The following is a 16,253-nucleotide window of genomic DNA, read 5'->3' on the forward strand; positions in this document are numbered from 1 at the left end:
TCAGCCGAGGGTGATCACCGGCACCAGCTTGTGGAGCAGGGTGACGAGCTGGCGGCGTTCCGCGGGGGAGAACGCGCCGAACGCCTCCGCTTGACGTTCGCGGCGACGGGCCGTCAGCCGGGTCAGGCGTTCGCTGCCTTCCGGGGTCAACGTGACCAGGACCTTGCGCTCGTCTTCGGGCGATCGGCGGCGCACCACGACTCCGGCGGCTTCCAGCTGCTGGAGCATCCGGGTGGCCGTGGGGATGGACACGTCGGCCGCCGCCGCGAGCCGGCCGACCGGCAGTTCCGGCTCGGTCGCGAGGGGCTCGAGGAGCGTGAGCTGGGGGAGCGACAGCCCGCCGTCGCGGTCGGCGCCCGCCGAGCGGGCTTTGCGCATGGCGAAGAACACCGCGTCGGCCGCCTGGACGAGTTCGTCGACCTCCGCGGCCGTCGGGGGCTGGTTGCCGGTCGTCGTCATGCGGGTTAGTCTAGCAAAGTAATAGTTAGCAACCTAGTTATTAGGAGGCTAGGTATCATGAGTGACCGCATCGACGTCCACCAGCACCTCCTGCCCGCCCGCTACCGGGAAATCCTGGAAAGCAGTGACTTGACCGCGGGCGGGTGGCCGACGCCCGCGTGGAGCCCCGGCGACGCGACCGCGATGATGGACGACGCGGGCATCGCCACCGGGGTGCTGTCCCTCAGCGCGCCGGGCGTCCACTTCGGCGACGACGCCGCGGCCCGCGACCTGGCTCGCGAGGTCAACGACTTCCAGGCCGAGCTCGTCAAGGACACCCCCGGCCGGTTCGGGCACTTCGCCGTGCTCCCGCTGCCGGACTTCGACGGCGCGGTCGCCGAGGCGGTGCGCGCGCTGGACGAGCTGCACGCCGACGGTGTCGTCCTGCTCTCCAACGCCCGTGGCCGGTACCTGGGCGACCCGGCGTACGAGCCACTGTGGACGGAGCTGGCCGCGCGCCGCGCCGTGGTGTTCGTGCACCCGGCCGAGCCGCCGATCGAGCGGCTGGCCGGCCTGCCGAGCCCGCTGCTGGACTTCCCGTTCGACACCACGCGCACCGCGCTCGACCTGGTGGCGCACGGGGTGTTCGACCGGCACCCGGAGTTGCGGATCATCCTTTCGCACGCCGGGGGTTTCCTGCCGTTCGCCGCGCACCGCTTCGCCGGTGCGGCGATGTTCAACCCCGGCACCACCCCGGACGGCATCCTGGCCGGGCTGAAGAAGTTCTACTTCGACACGGCGTTGTCCGCCGCGGCGACGTCCCTGCCGTCGTTGTTCGCCTTCGCCGAGCCCGGGCACGTCCTCTACGGCAGCGACTTCCCGTTCGCGCCCAAGGACTGGCGAGGGGAGTTCGACCGGTACCTCACCGCCTACGACGGCCCCGGCGCGGACCGGTTCCCCGACGTCGACCGCGCCGCCGCGGAGGCGCTGTTCCCCCGGCTCGCCACCCGCTGACGCCGAGCGCTCGGCGACCTGACCGCCCGGGGCCGGATCGCCGAGCCCGGCCGTCAGAGCGACTCGGCGGCGCTGCGGATGACGTCGAGGACGAAATCGGGGTGGGACAGCATCGGGACGTGGCTGCTGTCGATGTCGAACGTCTTCGCGCCCATGCGGTGCGAGGCCGCGCGTTGCAGTTCCGGGTTCACCGTCCGGTCGTTGTTCGCGACGATGTACCAGCTGGGCTTCGACCGCCAGGCGGTGCCGTCGGCCTTCTGGTCGAACAGGTCGGGCACCGGGACCATCTGCGTCGCCCAGACCAGCTTCTGCTCGGCCTCCGGCAGGTCGCCGGCGAAGCAGCCGATGCCGTCGGGACGCAGCCAGATGCGCCCGTCGGTGACTTCGATGTGCTCGAAGACGTCGGTGCGGGCGAACTTGTTCTGCTGGTCCTGCGAGGTTTCCGTCTCGTCGGGGGCGAGCGCGGCGATGTAGACCAGCCCGGCGACGCGGTCGTCGGTGCCGGCGGCGGTGATCAGGGTACCGCCGTAGGAGTGGCCGACGAGCAGGACCGGGGAGCCGACCCGGCCCAGCGTCCGGACCACCGCGTCGACGTCGCCTCGGAGGCTGTCGAGTCCGTGCTGCGAGGACGCGACTTCGTACCCTTCTTCCTGCAGCGGGGTGATCAGCTTGCTGAAGCACGAGCCGTCGGCCCAGAGGCCGTGGGCGAACACGATGCCCGGTTTGGCCGGCATGGCTTCCTCCTTCGTGCGCAGGGGAACGACGAACCGACGTTAGCCCCGCCCGGAGGCCCCGGATAGCGGCCGAACATCCGATCCTGGCGACTCCGCTTCCGCCGGTTCGAGGGCGCTCAGCCGGACCGCCGCTGGGTGGTGACGCCGCGGCGGAGGTCGCCGGGCAGCGGGCGGACGCGCTGCAGGTCGCGGCGGGTGGTGGAGTGCAGCTGCCAGGGCACGCTCGTCACCATCACGCCGGGCTCGAACAGCAGCCTGCCCTTGAGCCGCAGCGAGCTCTGGTTGTGGAGGATGTTCTCCCACCAGCGGCCGACGACGTACTCCGGGATGTAGATGCAGACGACGTCCCTCGGGCTGGCGCGCCGCAGGTTCTTGACGTACTGCACGACCGGCCGGGTGATCTCGCGGTACGGGGACTCGATGACCTTGAGCGGCAGCTTCATCCCGCGGTGTTCCCATTGGCGCTGGAGTTCGCGGGTGTCGGCGTCGTCGACGTTGACCGTGATGGCGGTCAGGGTGTCGGGCCGGGTCGCGCGGGCGAAGGCGATCGCCCGCTGGCTCGGTTTGTGCAGTGTGGACACGAGCACGATCGCGTGGACGCGGCTGGGCAGCAGTTCGCTCTCGTCGTCGGGCAGCAGCTCTTCGCGGACGTGCGTGTAGTGGCGGTGGATCGCGCGCATGACCACGTACAGCACCGGGATGGCGATGACGACCAGGTAGGCGCCGTGGGTGAACTTCGTGACCAGCACGACGACCAGCACGATCGCGGTCAGCGTCGCGCCGAGGGCGTTGATCAGCCGGGACCGCTTGATGGCCGCGCGGCCGGTGGTGGCGCCGGCCAGTTCGCGGTTCCAGTGCCGGACCATGCCGGCCTGGCACAGCGTGAACGACGTGAACACGCCGAGGATGTAGAGCTGGATGAGCCGTGTGGTGGAGCCGTCGAAGGCGAAGATCAGGACCGCGGCGACGAGCGACAGCGCGATGATGCCGTTGGAGAACGCCAGCCGGTCGCCGCGGGTGTGCAGCTGCCGCGGCAGGTAGCGGTCCTGGGCCAGGATCGAGGCCAGCAGCGGGAAGCCGTTGAACGCGGTGTTCGCCGCGAGGATCAGGATCAGCGCGGTGGCGGCCTGCAGGACGAAGAACAGCACGGCGTGGTCGCCGCCGAACACCGCCGCGCCGATCTGGCTGATCACCGTGCGCTGCGGATCGGTGGCGCAGTCGCCGCGGAACCCGCCCAGATCGCAGGTGTTCTCGGCGATGTGCACCTTGGTGATGAGCGCGAGCGCGGTGATGCCGCCGAACATGACGACGGCGATGACGCCCATGGCGGTCATGGTGCGGGCGGCGTTGAGCGCCTTGGGCTTGCGGAAGGCCGGGACGCCGTTGGAGATCGCTTCGACGCCGGTGAGCGCGGTGCAGCCGGAGGAGAACGAGCGCAGCAACAGGAACACCAGGGCGAGGCCGGTCAGGCCGGTCTGCTCGGGGTGGACGTCGTAGCCGGCGCTTTCGGAGAGCGGCGGGTGCCCGGCCACGACGCGGGTGAACCCGACGACGATCATCAGCACGACGGTCGCGATGAACAGGTAGGTCGGCGCGGCGAAGGCCCGGCCGGACTCGCGGATGCCCCGCAGGTTCATCGCCATGAGCACGACGATGAACCCGACGTCGAGCAGGATCCGCTCGTCGTTGAGCTGGGGGAGCGCGGAGATGATGTTGTCCACCCCGGAGGCGACCGACACGGCCACCGTCATGATGTAGTCGACCATCAGCGCGCCGGCGACGACCAGGCCCGCGTGGCTGCCGAGGTTGCGCGACGCGACTTCGTACGAGCCGCCGCCGCTGGGGTAGGCGCGCACGACCTGGCGGTAGGAGATCACCACGACGGCGAGGAGCACGGCGACCGCGAGCCCGATCCAGGGCGCGAGGGTGAAGTAGGCGAGCCCGCCGATCGAGAGGATCAGCAGGATCTCCTGGGTCGCGTAGGCGACGGAGGACAGCGGGTCGCTCGCGAAGATGGGCAGGGCGAGCCACTTGGGCAGCAGGGTCTCGCCGAGGGTGTCGCTGCGGAACGGCCGGCCGACGACCAGCCGCTTCAGCCATGAGGTGGTTGCCGGCACGTACGGCAGCCTCCCTCGCACGGCGGCCGACCGGCGTAGGGAAAACGTCAAGATCCGGACGGGGGCGTAGAGAACGCGTAAACGTCTCCGCGGCGCTCGTCAGGGTCGCGTCAACGATCCTGGTCCCGGGCCGGCGAGGTGCGCTAGGTCCGCACCGGGCCGGCCGCCCAGTACGGTGGTCCGCGTGGTGCGGTCCGGCTCTCCGGACCGACCGGCAGAAAGGCGCGGTGCTGTGCGGAAGCTGGTCTACGGCATGAACCTGTCCCTGGACGGCTACGTCGCCGCGGCGGGGGACGATCTCGGCTGGAGCGAGCCGAGTGATGAGCTGTTCGCGTGGTGGCTCGAGCGGGAGCAGGCGATCGGCCTGTTCCTGTACGGGCGCAAGCTGTGGGAGACGATGAGCTCCTACTGGCCGACCGGTGACCGGCAGCCGGGTGCCACGCCGGCGCAGGTCGCGTTCGCGCGGAACTGGCGGGACACGCCGAAGGTCGTGTTCTCCTCGACCGTCGACGAGGTCGGCTGGAACACCCGGGTGGTCACCGGCGACGCGGTCGAGGAGATCACCCGGCTCAAGGCCGGGACCGGCGGGCCGATGCGGGTCGGTGGCCCGGCGCTCGGCGGCGCGGCCATGCGGGCCGGGCTGGTCGACGAGTACGAGATCGTGACGCATCCGGTCCTGCTCGGCGGCGGCGTGCCGTTCTTCGCCGCGGTCGACGCCTGGGTGAACCTGGACCTGGTGGAGACGCGGACGTTCCCCGGCGGGGTGGTGCTGACCCGGTACCGCGTGCGCGGGTCTTGACACCTCAGCCGGATTCGCGGACACGCCGCTGTCCGGGCCGGGATTCGCATCCCGTGGTGGCCGAGCCCGGCCCCGCCGAGGGCACCCCAGCCGGAACCGGACGTTCTTGTTCCGGTCCGGCCGCAGGTGCTATACCGGCAGCTGCCCGGTGTCGCGACGACGCGACGCCACGAGCGAGCGGAGTGTCCGGTGGCAAACCGTGCTTTCGTCGTCGCGGTCCTGACCACACCCGTCCTGCTGCTGGGGACCGCGACCGCGATGGCCGACCCGCCACCGGGGCGGCAGCTGACGATCGAGACCGTGTCGAACCCGCGGCCGTCGCTCGTCAGCGGGGGACAGGTCCTGGTCCGGGTCGTTCCGCCGGAGCGGACGCGCGGTGGGCGGGTCGACGTCAGCGCCAACGGCCGCGACGTCACGCAGGCCTTCCGCGCGCAGCCGGACGGGAGCCTGCTCGGCCTGGTGACCGGGTTGCGTGACGGTGCCAACGACCTGCGCGCCCGGGCGAGCGGACGCGGTCCGGACCAGCGGGCGGACCTGCGGGTCACCAACCACCCGCTCACCGGGCCCGTCTTCTCCGGTGCGCGGCAGCTCCCGTTCTACTGCGAGACCCAGGCGTTCGGCCTGCCCCCGGCGTCGCAGCCGTTCTGCAGTGCCCCGACCCAGGTGAGCTACCAGTACCGGACCACCGCCGGGGCGTTCGCGCCGCTGGCGGACCCGGCGGCCCGGCCCGCGGACCTCGCGACGGCCACGGTCAACGGGCACTCGGTGCCCTACGTGGTCCGCGTCGAGCGCGGCACGATCGACCGCGCCGTCTACGAGATGGCGGCGCTCTACGACGGCACGCCGTCGCCCGTCGCACCGGACGCCGCCTGGAACGGGAAGCTCGTCTACACCTTCGGCGGCGGCTGCAACGCGGGCTACCACCAGGGCACCTCGACCGGCGGGGTCGTCAACGACCTGTTCCTGTCCCGGGGCTACGGGGTCGCGTCGTCGAGCCTGAACGTGCTCGACAACAACTGCAGCCCGATCATCTCCGCCGAAGCGGCGATGATGGTCAAGGAGCACTTCGTCGAGACCTACGGCCCGGTCGCCCACACCATCGGCTGGGGCGGCTCGGGCGGGGCGATCCAGCAGTACGACATCGCCGAGAACTACCCCGGCATCGTCGACGGCATCATCCCCGGCGTGTCGTTCCCGGACCCGCTGAGCGTGGGCGGCCCGGTGTCGGACTGCCGCCTGCTCGAGCAGTACTTCGCCGGGCCGGGCGCGTCGTTCACCGCGGCGCAGAAGCGGGCCGTCGCGGGCTTCGCGAGCTACGACAGCTGCACCTCCTGGAACCTGACCTTCGCCAGCCGCGCCACCGCGACCGGCAGCTGCAACGCGGCGATCCCGGTGTCGACGAGGTGGGATCCGGTGACCAACCCGCGCGGGGTGAAGTGCAACTCCAACGAGCAGCTGGTCAACCAGCTCGGCCGGGACCCGCGGACCGGGTTCGTGCGCAGTTCGCTGGACACGACCGGGGTGCAGTACGGCCTGGCCGCGTTGCAGGCCGGCGCGATCACGGCGGCGCAGTTCGCCGACCTCAACGCCGCGATCGGCGGCCTCGACTACACCGGAAAGCCCGTGGCGCAGCGGATCGCGGCCGACCCGAAGGCCCTCGACGCGGTGTACGCCGACGACATCGTGAACTCGGCGTCGCAAGGCCTGCGGGACACCCCGATCATCGACCAGCGGACCGACCTCGACTTCGCCGGCCCGGGCAACGACATCCACACCACCGAGTGGTCTTACGTGATGCGGCAACGGCTTCTGCGGGCCAACGGCACCGCGGGCAACCAGGTCATCATCGAAAACCAAGCCACCGCGGCCGAAGCGGCGAGCGCGAGCGTGTACGAGCTCGACGCGATGGACCGCTGGCTGACCGCGATCGACGCCGACGGTTCGCACCGGAGTCTCCGGCAGAAGGTGCTGGCGAACCGGCCGGCCGACCTCGGCGACGGGTGCTACCTCTCCGCCGCGTCGCGGATCACCGAGCAGCTGACGTACCCGGCGAGCGGCCAGTGCGGCGCGCAGTACCCGGTGGCGGCCGACACCCGGATGGTGGCGGGCGAGGGCCTGGCCCTCGACGTGCTGAAGTGCCGGCTGAAGCCGCTGAACTTCCGCGACTACCCGGTGACGTTCACCACGGCGGACCAGAACCGGCTGCGGGCGGCGTTCCCCGGCGGCGTCTGCGACTACAGCCGCCCGGGCGTCGGGCAGCACGCGCCGATCGGCACCTGGCTCAGCTACGGCGACGAACGCACCGGCACCACGCCGCCGACGAAGCCGTGGTGAGCCGACAGGGAGCCACCGAAACCGCTGGCTCGGGTGTGGACTGTCGCGAAAGGACTGTCCACTGAGGCCATTCCCATGTGGTCGCTGGACCGAATGCGCGATCGGAACCACCGCACTCCTCGGTGCGGCATCGGAACCGCAGGCCCTACCGCTGGTTGGCGACCTGCTTTACCGTCCGGATCACCGGCGCCGTTTCGATGTGCGTGATGGCCGGGAGCGCCGCCACCCGGGTGGTCAGGTACCGGTAGAGCGCGCGCTGGTCCGGGCACACGACGCTGGCGAACAGGTTGCTCGGCCCGGTCGTGGCCGCGGCGAAGGCGATCTCGGGGTGCCCGGCCAATTCCTCCCCCGCCTGTTCGAGCTGCGCCGGGGCGACCGAGAGCCACAGCAGGGTCCGCGGTCCGGTGCCGAAGAGCCGCCGGTCGACGTCGAGGTCCAGGTACAGCACGCCGTGGTCGCGCAGGTCCGTCATCCGGCGCCGGACCGTCGTCGGCGACCAGCCGGTGAGCGTGGCCAGCCGGGCGATCGCGGTCCGGCCGTCGGTGGCGAGCGCGGCGAGCAGCTTCCGGTCGCCGTCGTCCAGACGCACCGGGCCCGGCCGCTGGGGTGCCGGGGGCGGGCGGAGCCGTTCGACGGCGTCTTCGTCCAGCCGGCCGAGCTTGGCGACGAGGCCGTCCGGCCCACCGTAGAAGGTGTGCAGGACCGAATGCGCGGTGACGCCTTCGACCCGCGGCGTCCGGGGGAGCTTCGCCAGCAGCAGCGCTTCGCTGTCGGCCGCGGTTTCCGTGCGCACCGTGCAGGTGATCTCGGTGCCGCCGGAGGTAAGGCTCACCCAGGACGTGTCGGACCGCTGTGCCAGCGCTTCGGCGACCGGGACCGACGCCGTCGGCGCGCACCGCACGCGCAGGAACCACAGCACGGCGCCCAGCGCGATCGGGTCGACGCCGCCGACCACCCGCACGGCGCCCGTCGCCCGCAACCGGGCGTAGCGGCGGGCGATGGTGCGATCCGACACGCCGAGGATCTCGGCGATGGTGCTGAACGCGGCGCGGCCGTCGACCTGCAGCGCGTGCACGAGCCGGCGGTCCAGCTCGTCGTAGTCGGATTCCACCGCGCCGACCCTACTCAGTGCCGGATTCGGCCTCTGTCGGTGCCGTTTCTGGCGTAGCGGTCGTGGCCGGCGCAGCGTGGCTCTCGTCCTGATCGACACGAAACCCGGGGGAGAGCTCATGGACACCGGAGTGCTCATCGTCGGCGCGGGCCCGACCGGCCTGACACTGGCCAACGAACTGCGGCTGGCGGGGGTGCCGGCCGTGCTCGTCGACAAGCTGCCGCGGCGGAGCGAACTTTCGCGAGCGGGCGGCGTGCAGTCGCGCACCTTGACGGCACTGGACCAGCGCGGGCTGCTGGAACCGTTGCTGGCGAACGGAAACCACCCGATCAGCGCGGGCCACTTCGCCGGGATCGAGTTCGGGCTCGAGAACACGGGCCAGCGGCTGCCGTGGCGGTCCGTGCCGCAAGTCGTGCTCGAAGAGTTCTTCGAACGGCACCTCGCCGCGCACGGCGTCCACGTCCGGCGCGACCACGAGCTGACCGGCTTGGCCCAGGACGGCGCCGGGGTCACCGCGACCTTCGCCCACGGCGTGGTGGTCCGCGCCCGCTACGCCGTCGCCGCCGACGGCGCCCACAGCACGGTGCGTGCCCTGCTGGGCGCGGCGTTCCCGGGGCGCGCGGGCACCTCGACGGTCGTTGCCTCCGACGTCCGGCTGAGCGGTGCGGGCGAGGCGATGTCGCACACCTGGAGCGACGACGGCCACTGGGCGGCGCTGTACCCGCTGGGCACGGACGGGCAAGGCCGGCCGATGCGCCGGCTCGTCCTGGGCGGACCGGGCCGGTCGCGGCCACGGGACGTCCCGGTCACCGAGGACGAGATCCGCGAGGGCCTGCAAGTGGTCTTTGGCGACGGCGTGGCGCTGCTCGAACTCCGCTACGCCCGGCGCATCACGAACGCGGCGCGCCAGGCCGAGCGCTACCGGCACGGCCGGGTCTTCCTCGCCGGCGACGCCGCGCACGTCCACCTCCCGCTCGGCGCGCAGGGGATGAACACCGGCATGCAGGACGCGCTGAACCTCGGCTGGAAGCTCGGCGCCGCGGTCCACGGCTGGGCGCCGGAGGGTTTGCTGGACACCTACCACGAGGAGCGGCACCCGGTCGGCGCCGCGGTGCTGCGCAACGTCCAGGCGCAGAGCCTGCTGATGGACTGGGCGGGCACGCGCGACCCGGACGTCGCCGCCACCCGGGAGCTGTTCGCGGCCCTGGCGGAGCTGCCGCAAGTGCAGCGCCACCTCGGTGACCTGCTGTCCGGGATGGCGATCCGCTACCCGATGCCCGGCGCCGCGGCGCACCCGTTGCCCGGCCGTCCCGCCCCGGACCCGAAGGTGGGGGAGGCCCGGCTGCACGAGCTGCTGCGGTCCGGCCGCGGCGTGCTGCTCGACCCGGACGACGCGCTGGCCGGGATCGCCGGTCCCTGGTCGTCCCGGGTGGACCGCGTGACCGGGGAAACGGAGGCCGAGCCGATGCTCGTCCGCCCGGACGGCTACGTGTGCTGGGCCGGTGCTCCCGAGGCTCTGCGGCCGGCGTTGGCCCGCTGGTTCGGCGAACCGGACGCCACGCCGGGAAGTTCACCCACGCTCACGTGACGTCCTGAAGGGACGCGAAGGTGAGGCCGCGGTGGCGGCAGTCGGTGATGAGGGCGGGAAGCGCCCCCAGGGTGGCGCGCCAGGCACCGTTGCCCGTCGTGATGTCGCTGTCGTGCAACAGGATCGTGCCGCCGGTGCCGAGACGTGCGGTGACCCGCCGCCGGATCGAGTCCGGGGTGCAGCCCTCCGTCCAGTCGAACCCCCAGGTGCTCCAGAGGATCGGCGTCAGGCCGAGCCGGCGGGCCGAGATCAGGGAGGCGGTGCTGAAGACGCCGTAGGGCGGCCGGAACCAGCGTGGCGGCGTGCCGGTGGTGCGGTGCAGCAGGTCGCGGGTGCGCCGCAGGTCGTGGTGCGTGGCGCGCGGTGTCCGGCGGAGCAGGCAGCGGTGGTCCCAGCCGTGGACGCCGATCTCGTGCCCGGCGGCGGCGATGTCCCGGACGATGTGCGGCGCACGGCGGGCTTCCTCGCCGAGCAGGAAGAACGTCGCCCGGACGTCGTGCGCCGCCAGCGTCCGCAGGACTCGAGGGGTCGCTTCGGGGCTGGGGCCGTCGTCGAAGGTCAGGGCGACGCGGCCGGGAGTGGTCGCGCCGGCCAGCCGGGGCAGCAGGGCGCGGCGGGGCCCGGGGAGGAACGCGATCGCGGGAGCCGCGTGCGCGGCCAGCGCCGCCAGGGCGAGTGCGGACTTCACCGGGTCTCCAAGAGCTTCTCGAGCAGGGGCACGGTGTCGGCCGTCGGCATGAGCGAAGGGCTGGGACGTGCGGCGACGAGCGCCGCGGCGAGGTCCTCGCGGGTGCGGAGCCAGGGGACGAAGCCCAGGCGGTCGAGCACGGCGGCGTTGGCGCGGCCGTGGCCGGGCAGGCAGCGGTAGGTGACCACCGGCAGGCCGGTGGCCAGCGCTTCGGACGTCGTCAGCCCGCCGGCGTTCTGGACGACCGCGTCGACGGCGTGCAGCAGCCGGGGCATGTCCTCGACCCAGCCGAACACGTGCCGGTGCCCGGCGGCGCGGAGCTGGTCGCGCAACGCGGTGTTGCGGCCGCAGACGACGACCGGCACCGCGACACCGGACGCCGCGACGTCGGCGGTCGTCTCGCGGACCTGGCCGACGCCCCAGGAGCCCGCGACGACCAGCGCCAGCCGGCCCCGCTCGGGCAGGCCCAGGGCCTGCCGTGCCGAGCGGCCCTCGCCGGTGGCCGGCGGCCTGAACCGCGACCGGACGAGCGGCGCCGCCACGGCGGCCTCCGGCGCGCCCAGGGCGCGGGCCTGGTCGGCGGCTTGGTGGTTCTGCGCGATGTGCAGGTCGGCGGCCGGGTGCACGCACAGCCGGTGCACGGCGGGGTCGGTCAGGTAGACCGCGAGCGGCGGGCCCCCGGGACGCAGGGCGGCGAGGGCGTGGGTGGCGAGGGGGTAGGTCGAGACCGCGAGGTCGGCGCCGGCGAGGGCCGCGCCGAGCCGGGGGCAGGCCAGGGTGGCGCCCCGCCGGGACAGCCCGGCACCCCATTTCGTGCCGAGCGCGGCCAGTGTCCAGTCCCAGCTGCGCGGCACCACCTCCAGCTGGCGGTGGTAGAAGGCGCACAGGCGCCGACCGAGGGAGCCGGGGAGCAGGTCCAGGAAGTCGAGCACTTCGACGTCGTGCCCGGTCAGCCGGTCGGCCAGCGCGTGGGCGGCTCCGTCGTGCCCGGCCCCCACCCGCGCCGAGACGATCACGATGCGGCTCATGCCCCTCCTCTACTACAGGTCGGTAGTAGTTCTACAGGTTCGTAGATTAGAGTGGGGTGAGAGGTTTGCGGCCACGGCGGATCCACGACCGGCGCTTTGTCCGAATAGGACGAAAAGATGTCCGGTTTTTCGTTGCGCGCCAAAGAAATCGTCCTCGACATCACGGAAGTACGTGTTCACGGACTGTTCGCGTCGCGGTCTTCTCGCGGTCGGCTCGATGGCGTGGGATTCCGGGGATGCCCCGCCCGGGGCCTGTCGAGGAGGAAGCCCTTGTCCCCGAACCGGATTCGCGCCGCGGCCGTGCTCGCAGCGCTGGTACTGCTCCCGGCCGCGGCGCCCGCCGCGTCGGCCGAAGACGGCGTCCGCCACGTCCTGCTGATCTCCGTGGACGGCCTGCACCAGACCGACCTCGCCGCCTACGCCGCCGCGCACCCGCGCTCCGCCATGGCCGCCCTGCTCGCTCGCGGGACCGCCTACGGCGACGCCCGCACGCCGGTGCCGTCCGACTCGTTCCCCGGCCTGATCGGCCAGCTCACCGGCGGTGACCCGGCCGCCACCGGCATCTACTACGACGCCACCTACAACCACGGCCTGCTGCCCGCGGGCACGACGTCCTGCGCCGGGGCGAAGCCCGGCACGCCGGTCGACCTCACCGAGGACCTCGACCACGACCCGAGCCGGCTCGACGCCGGGCAGGGCCTGACCGGGCTCCCCGGCTCGATCGCGGGCATGACCGGCAGCCCGCAGACGCTGCTGAACCCGGCGCTGCTGCCGGTCGACCCGCGCACGTGCCGTCCGGTGCTCCCGCACGAGTACCTGAAGGTCAACACCGTCTTCGAGGTCGCGCGGCGCGCCGGGCTGCGGACCGCGTGGTCGGACAAGCACCCGGCCTACGAGATCCTCGACGGGCCCTCGGGCACCGGCGTGCAGGACCTGTTCACCCCGGAGATCAACAGCACCGGTCCGGGTGGCACGGGGGACTGGACGAGCGACAACGCCGCGACCCAGCAGTACGACGGCTACAAGGCGCAGGCCGTGCTGAACGAGATCGACGGCTACGACCACAGCCGGGCCCGGCGGGTCGGCACCCCGGCGGTGTTCGGGCTGAACTTCCAGTCCGTGTCCACGGCGCAGAAGCTCGCGACGTCCGGCGGCCGGCCCGGCGGGTACCTGCCGGGCGGCGCCGCGCCGGGGCCGGTCCTGACCTCGGCGCTGGACTTCGTCGACGGCCGGATCGGCGCGTTCGTCGCCGAACTGCGCCGGCAGCACCTGGACCGCAGCACGACCGTCATCCTGTCGGCCAAGCACGGCCAGTCGCCCACCGACCCGGGCGCGCTGACCCGGATCGACGACGGCAAGCTGCTCGACGGTCTCAACGCCGCCTGGAAAGCCCGTCACCCCGGCGCCGCCGACCTCGTCGCCCAGTCGGCCGACGACGACGCCATGCTGCTGTGGCTCACCGACCGCTCGCCGGCCGCCGCGGACTTCGCGAAGCGGTACCTGCTGGCCCAGAACGGCACCGGCACCGACCGCGCCGGCGCGGCCAAGCCGTTCACCGATTCCGGCCTGCAGCAGGTGTACGCGGGTGCCGACGCGGCCCGCTACTTCGGCGTCCGGCCGGGCGACGACCGGGTGCCGGACCTGTTCGGCGTCGCGCAGTACGGCGTGGTCTACACGGGCGGCACGAAGAAGATCGCCGAGCACGGCGGGGCCGCCCGGGACGACCGTGCGGTCCCGCTCGTGGTGAGCGGCGGCGAAGGCCGGACCATCGCGGCACCGGTCGCGACGACCCAGATCGCGCCGACGATCCTCCGGCTGCTCGGCCTGGACCCGAGGGCGCTGCAGGCGGTCCAGGAGGAGGGGACGCGGGTGCTGCCCGGCCTCGGCTGAGGCTGGCGGTCGGTGCCGCTGGGGCTGGGCTGAGGCTGGCGGTCGGCCTGTGCGGGCTCGATGGGCGCTGCGGGCGGGGTCGGTGCTGCCGGGCTGGGCTGACGTGAGCGGCTGGCCTGCGCGAGTTCGGTGGGTGCGGCGGGCGATCGTGCCGCGCGGCCTCGGCTGAGGCTAGCGGCCGACCTGTGCGAGCTCGATGCCGTCGTGCAGGTCGGCCGCGCTGTCGAGGGTGGTCTGGGCCGAGAGGCCCGCCAGCCCGATCAGCAGCGCGCTCAGCAGCACCACCGGCACCCGGCCGCGGCCCCGCGGCGTCAACAGCGCCGACACCCGGCGGGGGACCGGGCCGCCGGTCGCCGCCAGTGCGAAGCCGTGGTGCGGGCGCCCGGCCAGTGCCGCCTTCGCCACCGCGTGCGCGACCACCGTGCGGTCGCCGACCCGCTGGGCGGCGGCTTCGTCGGCCCAGCGTTCGAGTGCGAACCCCGCGGCCGCGCACAGCGGGCGCAGCACCGGGTTCAGCGTCGAGGACACCGTCAGCACCGCGAGGAACACGTGGTGGCGCGCGGCGAGGTGCGCGCGTTCATGGGCGAGCAACGCGGCCCGCTCCCGGGGGCCGAGCGCAGCCAGCATGCCGCTCGAGACCGCGATGCGGCCGCCGCGGCCGGGCACGGCGAAGGCCACGGCTTCCTCGCCCGGCAGCAGGACGATCCCGTCCTGGCCGTGTTCGTCCAGTTCACGCGCGAGACGCCGGGCCCAGCGCACGTACCGGACGACCGTGCGAGCCAGCAGGATCGTCAGCGCGGCCAGCGCCACGCCGCCCGCGATCGACACCGGGACGTCGATTCCGCTCTCGGACCGCAACGTCTGCGGGGACCAGTGCCCGAAGTCGGCGACGGCCGGGATCAGCGACAGCCCGGAAAACGCCAGCAGGGCCAGGGCCGCGGTGCTGCCCGCGGCGAGGACGAGGCACGCTCCGGTGAGCAGCCAGCTCGCCGCCCGCGGCGGCAGCCGTGGCGCGACCAGCCGGGCCGCGGGCCACGCCAGGACCGGCAGCAGGAGCGGGATCAGCGGGTCCGTGGGCACTACGAGCCGCTCAGGAGGTCTCGCAGGACGGCTTCGTCCGATTCGGACAGTTGCGTCACGAAGCGCGCCAGCACGCTGCCTCGGTCCGGCTCGCCGTCGAGGACCTTCGTCATCTTCCGGGCGGCGAGGCCGGCTTCGTCGTCGACGGCGTGGTAGCGGAACGACCGGCCGTGCTTCTCCCGGGTCGCCATGCCCTTGTCGTGCAGCCGGGTGAGGATCGTCACGACCGTGGTGTACGCGAGCTCGTCTTCGAGACGGCCCTGGACGTCGGCGGGGGAAAGGGGCTCGCCGGAGCTCCACAGCACGCCGAGGACCTCGGCTTCGAGTGCTCCCGGGGCACGCCGGGCCGGTTCCTTCCGCATGTCCCGAATCTACACGGCTGTCGTATCAGCGGAGGGTGAGCACGGCCAGCGCACCCGCGCCCGCGAGCACGCAGTAGAGCGCGAACGGGGTCAGCGTCCGGGTGTGGAAGTAGCGGGTGAGGAAGCGCACGGCGAGGTAGGCGCTGACGAACGAGGCGAGGCTGCCGGCCAGGACCTGGCCGTGGATGCCGGCGCCGAGCGGCCCGAACAGGTCGGGGATCTTGAGCACCCCGGCGGCCAGGATCACCGGCGTCGCGAGCAGGAACGAGAACCGGGCTGCGTCCTCGTGCGAGAGCCCCCGCAGCAGCCCCGCGACCATCGTCACCCCGGAGCGGCTGATGCCGGGCAGCAGGGCGAGCACCTGCGCGCTGCCGATCAGCACGCCGCGGCCGAAGGACATGCGCGAAAGCCGTTCGTCGGCGGCCGTGCCGGTCTCGGTGGCGGCGCCGGGTGCGTCGGCCGGAACCGTCGCGTTCGCCCGGCGCCGCAGGAGTTCGCCGCCGTAGAGGACGACGCCGTTGGCGATGAGGAACGCGGCCGCGGGGATCGGCTTCCCCAATGTGGTGCGGAACAGGTGCTCCAGCAGCAGCCCGCTCACCCCGACGGGGATGGTCGCGAGGACGATCAGCCAGGCGAGCCGCTCCCCGGACGTCTCGATCCGGCGGTGCCGGATCGAGCTGAAGAAACCGCCGACGACCCGGACCCAGTCCCGCCGGAAGAACAGCAGCAGCGCGGCGGCGGTCGCCACGTGCAGGCCCACGATGAACGCCAGGTACGGCGACTCGGGCGCCGACACGTCCAGGTCCCGCGCCCACTGCCCGCCGACGACGGCGGGGATCAGCACGGAGTGCCCGAGGCTGGACACCGGGAACAGTTCGGTGACGCCCTGGAAGGCGCCGACGACGATGGCTTCGAAGTAGTCCAGCACGGCGCCTTCCAGGGGGTCTCTGCGGTGACGTCGAAATACTACCCGACTGTAGAAGTTGGCTGGGTCCGGCAGGCCGCGTGCGCGCGCCGGTATCTTGGGGCGGACGTCCCGGGGAGGTGGCGCTGTGCGGGTGGGCCGCGGT

At 72.8% G+C, this 16,253-nt stretch carries 14 protein-coding genes; 5 read left to right on the forward strand and 9 right to left on the reverse strand.

The window, feature by feature from the left end; all coding sequences use genetic code 11:
• Complete coding sequence (locus ACYVLJ_RS19695; protein WP_460439714.1) at positions 1-459, reverse strand: MarR family winged helix-turn-helix transcriptional regulator; 459 nt, start codon at positions 457-459, stop codon at positions 1-3.
• 57 nt (positions 460-516) lie between these two features.
• Between ACYVLJ_RS19695 and ACYVLJ_RS19700 the strand changes: the two genes are divergently transcribed.
• Positions 517-1,452, forward strand: coding sequence for an amidohydrolase family protein (locus ACYVLJ_RS19700; RefSeq protein ID WP_460439715.1), 936 nt, complete (start codon positions 517-519; stop codon positions 1,450-1,452).
• A gap of 53 nt (positions 1,453-1,505) precedes the next feature.
• Here ACYVLJ_RS19700 and ACYVLJ_RS19705 read toward each other — a convergent pair whose 3' ends face one another.
• Entirely contained in the window at positions 1,506-2,186 is a 681-nt protein-coding gene (locus ACYVLJ_RS19705) for an alpha/beta fold hydrolase (protein ID WP_460439716.1), read from the reverse strand.
• A 116-nt stretch (positions 2,187-2,302) separates the two neighbouring features.
• Positions 2,303-4,303, reverse strand: coding sequence for an APC family permease (locus tag ACYVLJ_RS19710; RefSeq protein ID WP_460439717.1), 2,001 nt, complete (start codon positions 4,301-4,303; stop codon positions 2,303-2,305).
• Between the two features lie 232 nt (positions 4,304-4,535).
• Here ACYVLJ_RS19710 and ACYVLJ_RS19715 point away from each other — a divergent pair, with 232 nt between their 5' ends.
• A complete protein-coding gene (locus ACYVLJ_RS19715) occupies positions 4,536-5,102 on the forward strand; it encodes a dihydrofolate reductase family protein (protein ID WP_460439718.1) in 567 nt (188 codons plus the stop codon).
• 189 nt (positions 5,103-5,291) lie between these two features.
• Positions 5,292-7,436, forward strand: a complete 2,145-nt coding sequence (locus ACYVLJ_RS19720; protein WP_460439719.1) for a DUF6351 family protein — start codon at positions 5,292-5,294, stop codon at positions 7,434-7,436.
• Between the two features lie 145 nt (positions 7,437-7,581).
• On the opposite strand, the gene ACYVLJ_RS19725 is transcribed toward ACYVLJ_RS19720, so the two are convergent.
• The gene (locus ACYVLJ_RS19725; RefSeq protein WP_460439720.1) at positions 7,582-8,547 is read right to left on the reverse strand and encodes an Lrp/AsnC family transcriptional regulator; all 966 of its coding nucleotides are present in this window, start codon (positions 8,545-8,547) and stop codon (positions 7,582-7,584) included.
• A 118-nt stretch (positions 8,548-8,665) separates the two neighbouring features.
• Here ACYVLJ_RS19725 and ACYVLJ_RS19730 point away from each other — a divergent pair, with 118 nt between their 5' ends.
• On the forward strand, positions 8,666-10,135 hold the full coding sequence (locus ACYVLJ_RS19730) for an FAD-dependent monooxygenase family protein (RefSeq protein WP_460439721.1): 1,470 nt from the start codon (positions 8,666-8,668) through the stop codon (positions 10,133-10,135).
• Here the strand turns inward: ACYVLJ_RS19730 and ACYVLJ_RS19735 are convergent.
• Positions 10,128-10,823, reverse strand: a complete 696-nt coding sequence (locus tag ACYVLJ_RS19735) for a polysaccharide deacetylase family protein (protein ID WP_460439722.1) — start codon at positions 10,821-10,823, stop codon at positions 10,128-10,130. The genes ACYVLJ_RS19730 and ACYVLJ_RS19735 overlap by 8 nt on opposite strands.
• Complete coding sequence (locus tag ACYVLJ_RS19740; RefSeq protein ID WP_460439723.1) at positions 10,820-11,851, reverse strand: glycosyltransferase family protein; 1,032 nt, start codon at positions 11,849-11,851, stop codon at positions 10,820-10,822. The genes ACYVLJ_RS19735 and ACYVLJ_RS19740 overlap by 4 nt, the downstream gene beginning before the upstream one ends.
• Before the next feature lie 270 nt (positions 11,852-12,121).
• Between ACYVLJ_RS19740 and ACYVLJ_RS19745 the strand changes: the two genes are divergently transcribed.
• Entirely contained in the window at positions 12,122-13,741 is a 1,620-nt protein-coding gene (locus ACYVLJ_RS19745; protein WP_460439724.1) for an alkaline phosphatase family protein, read from the forward strand.
• Between the two features lie 171 nt (positions 13,742-13,912).
• On the opposite strand, the gene ACYVLJ_RS19750 is transcribed toward ACYVLJ_RS19745, so the two are convergent.
• The 3 genes from ACYVLJ_RS19750 to ACYVLJ_RS19760 are packed head-to-tail and all read right to left on the reverse strand — an operon-like array spanning position 13,913 to position 16,111.
• Positions 13,913-14,821, reverse strand: a complete 909-nt coding sequence (locus tag ACYVLJ_RS19750; RefSeq protein WP_451985465.1) for a M56 family metallopeptidase — start codon at positions 14,819-14,821, stop codon at positions 13,913-13,915.
• Positions 14,821-15,183, reverse strand: a complete 363-nt coding sequence (locus tag ACYVLJ_RS19755; protein ID WP_451985463.1) for a BlaI/MecI/CopY family transcriptional regulator — start codon at positions 15,181-15,183, stop codon at positions 14,821-14,823. The genes ACYVLJ_RS19750 and ACYVLJ_RS19755 overlap by 1 nt, the downstream gene beginning before the upstream one ends.
• A 25-nt stretch (positions 15,184-15,208) precedes the next feature.
• Complete coding sequence (locus ACYVLJ_RS19760; RefSeq protein ID WP_451985461.1) at positions 15,209-16,111, reverse strand: undecaprenyl-diphosphate phosphatase; 903 nt, start codon at positions 16,109-16,111, stop codon at positions 15,209-15,211.
• Between the last annotated feature and the right edge of the window lie 142 nt (positions 16,112-16,253).

It is taken from the genome of Amycolatopsis stemonae (assembly GCF_054781455.1).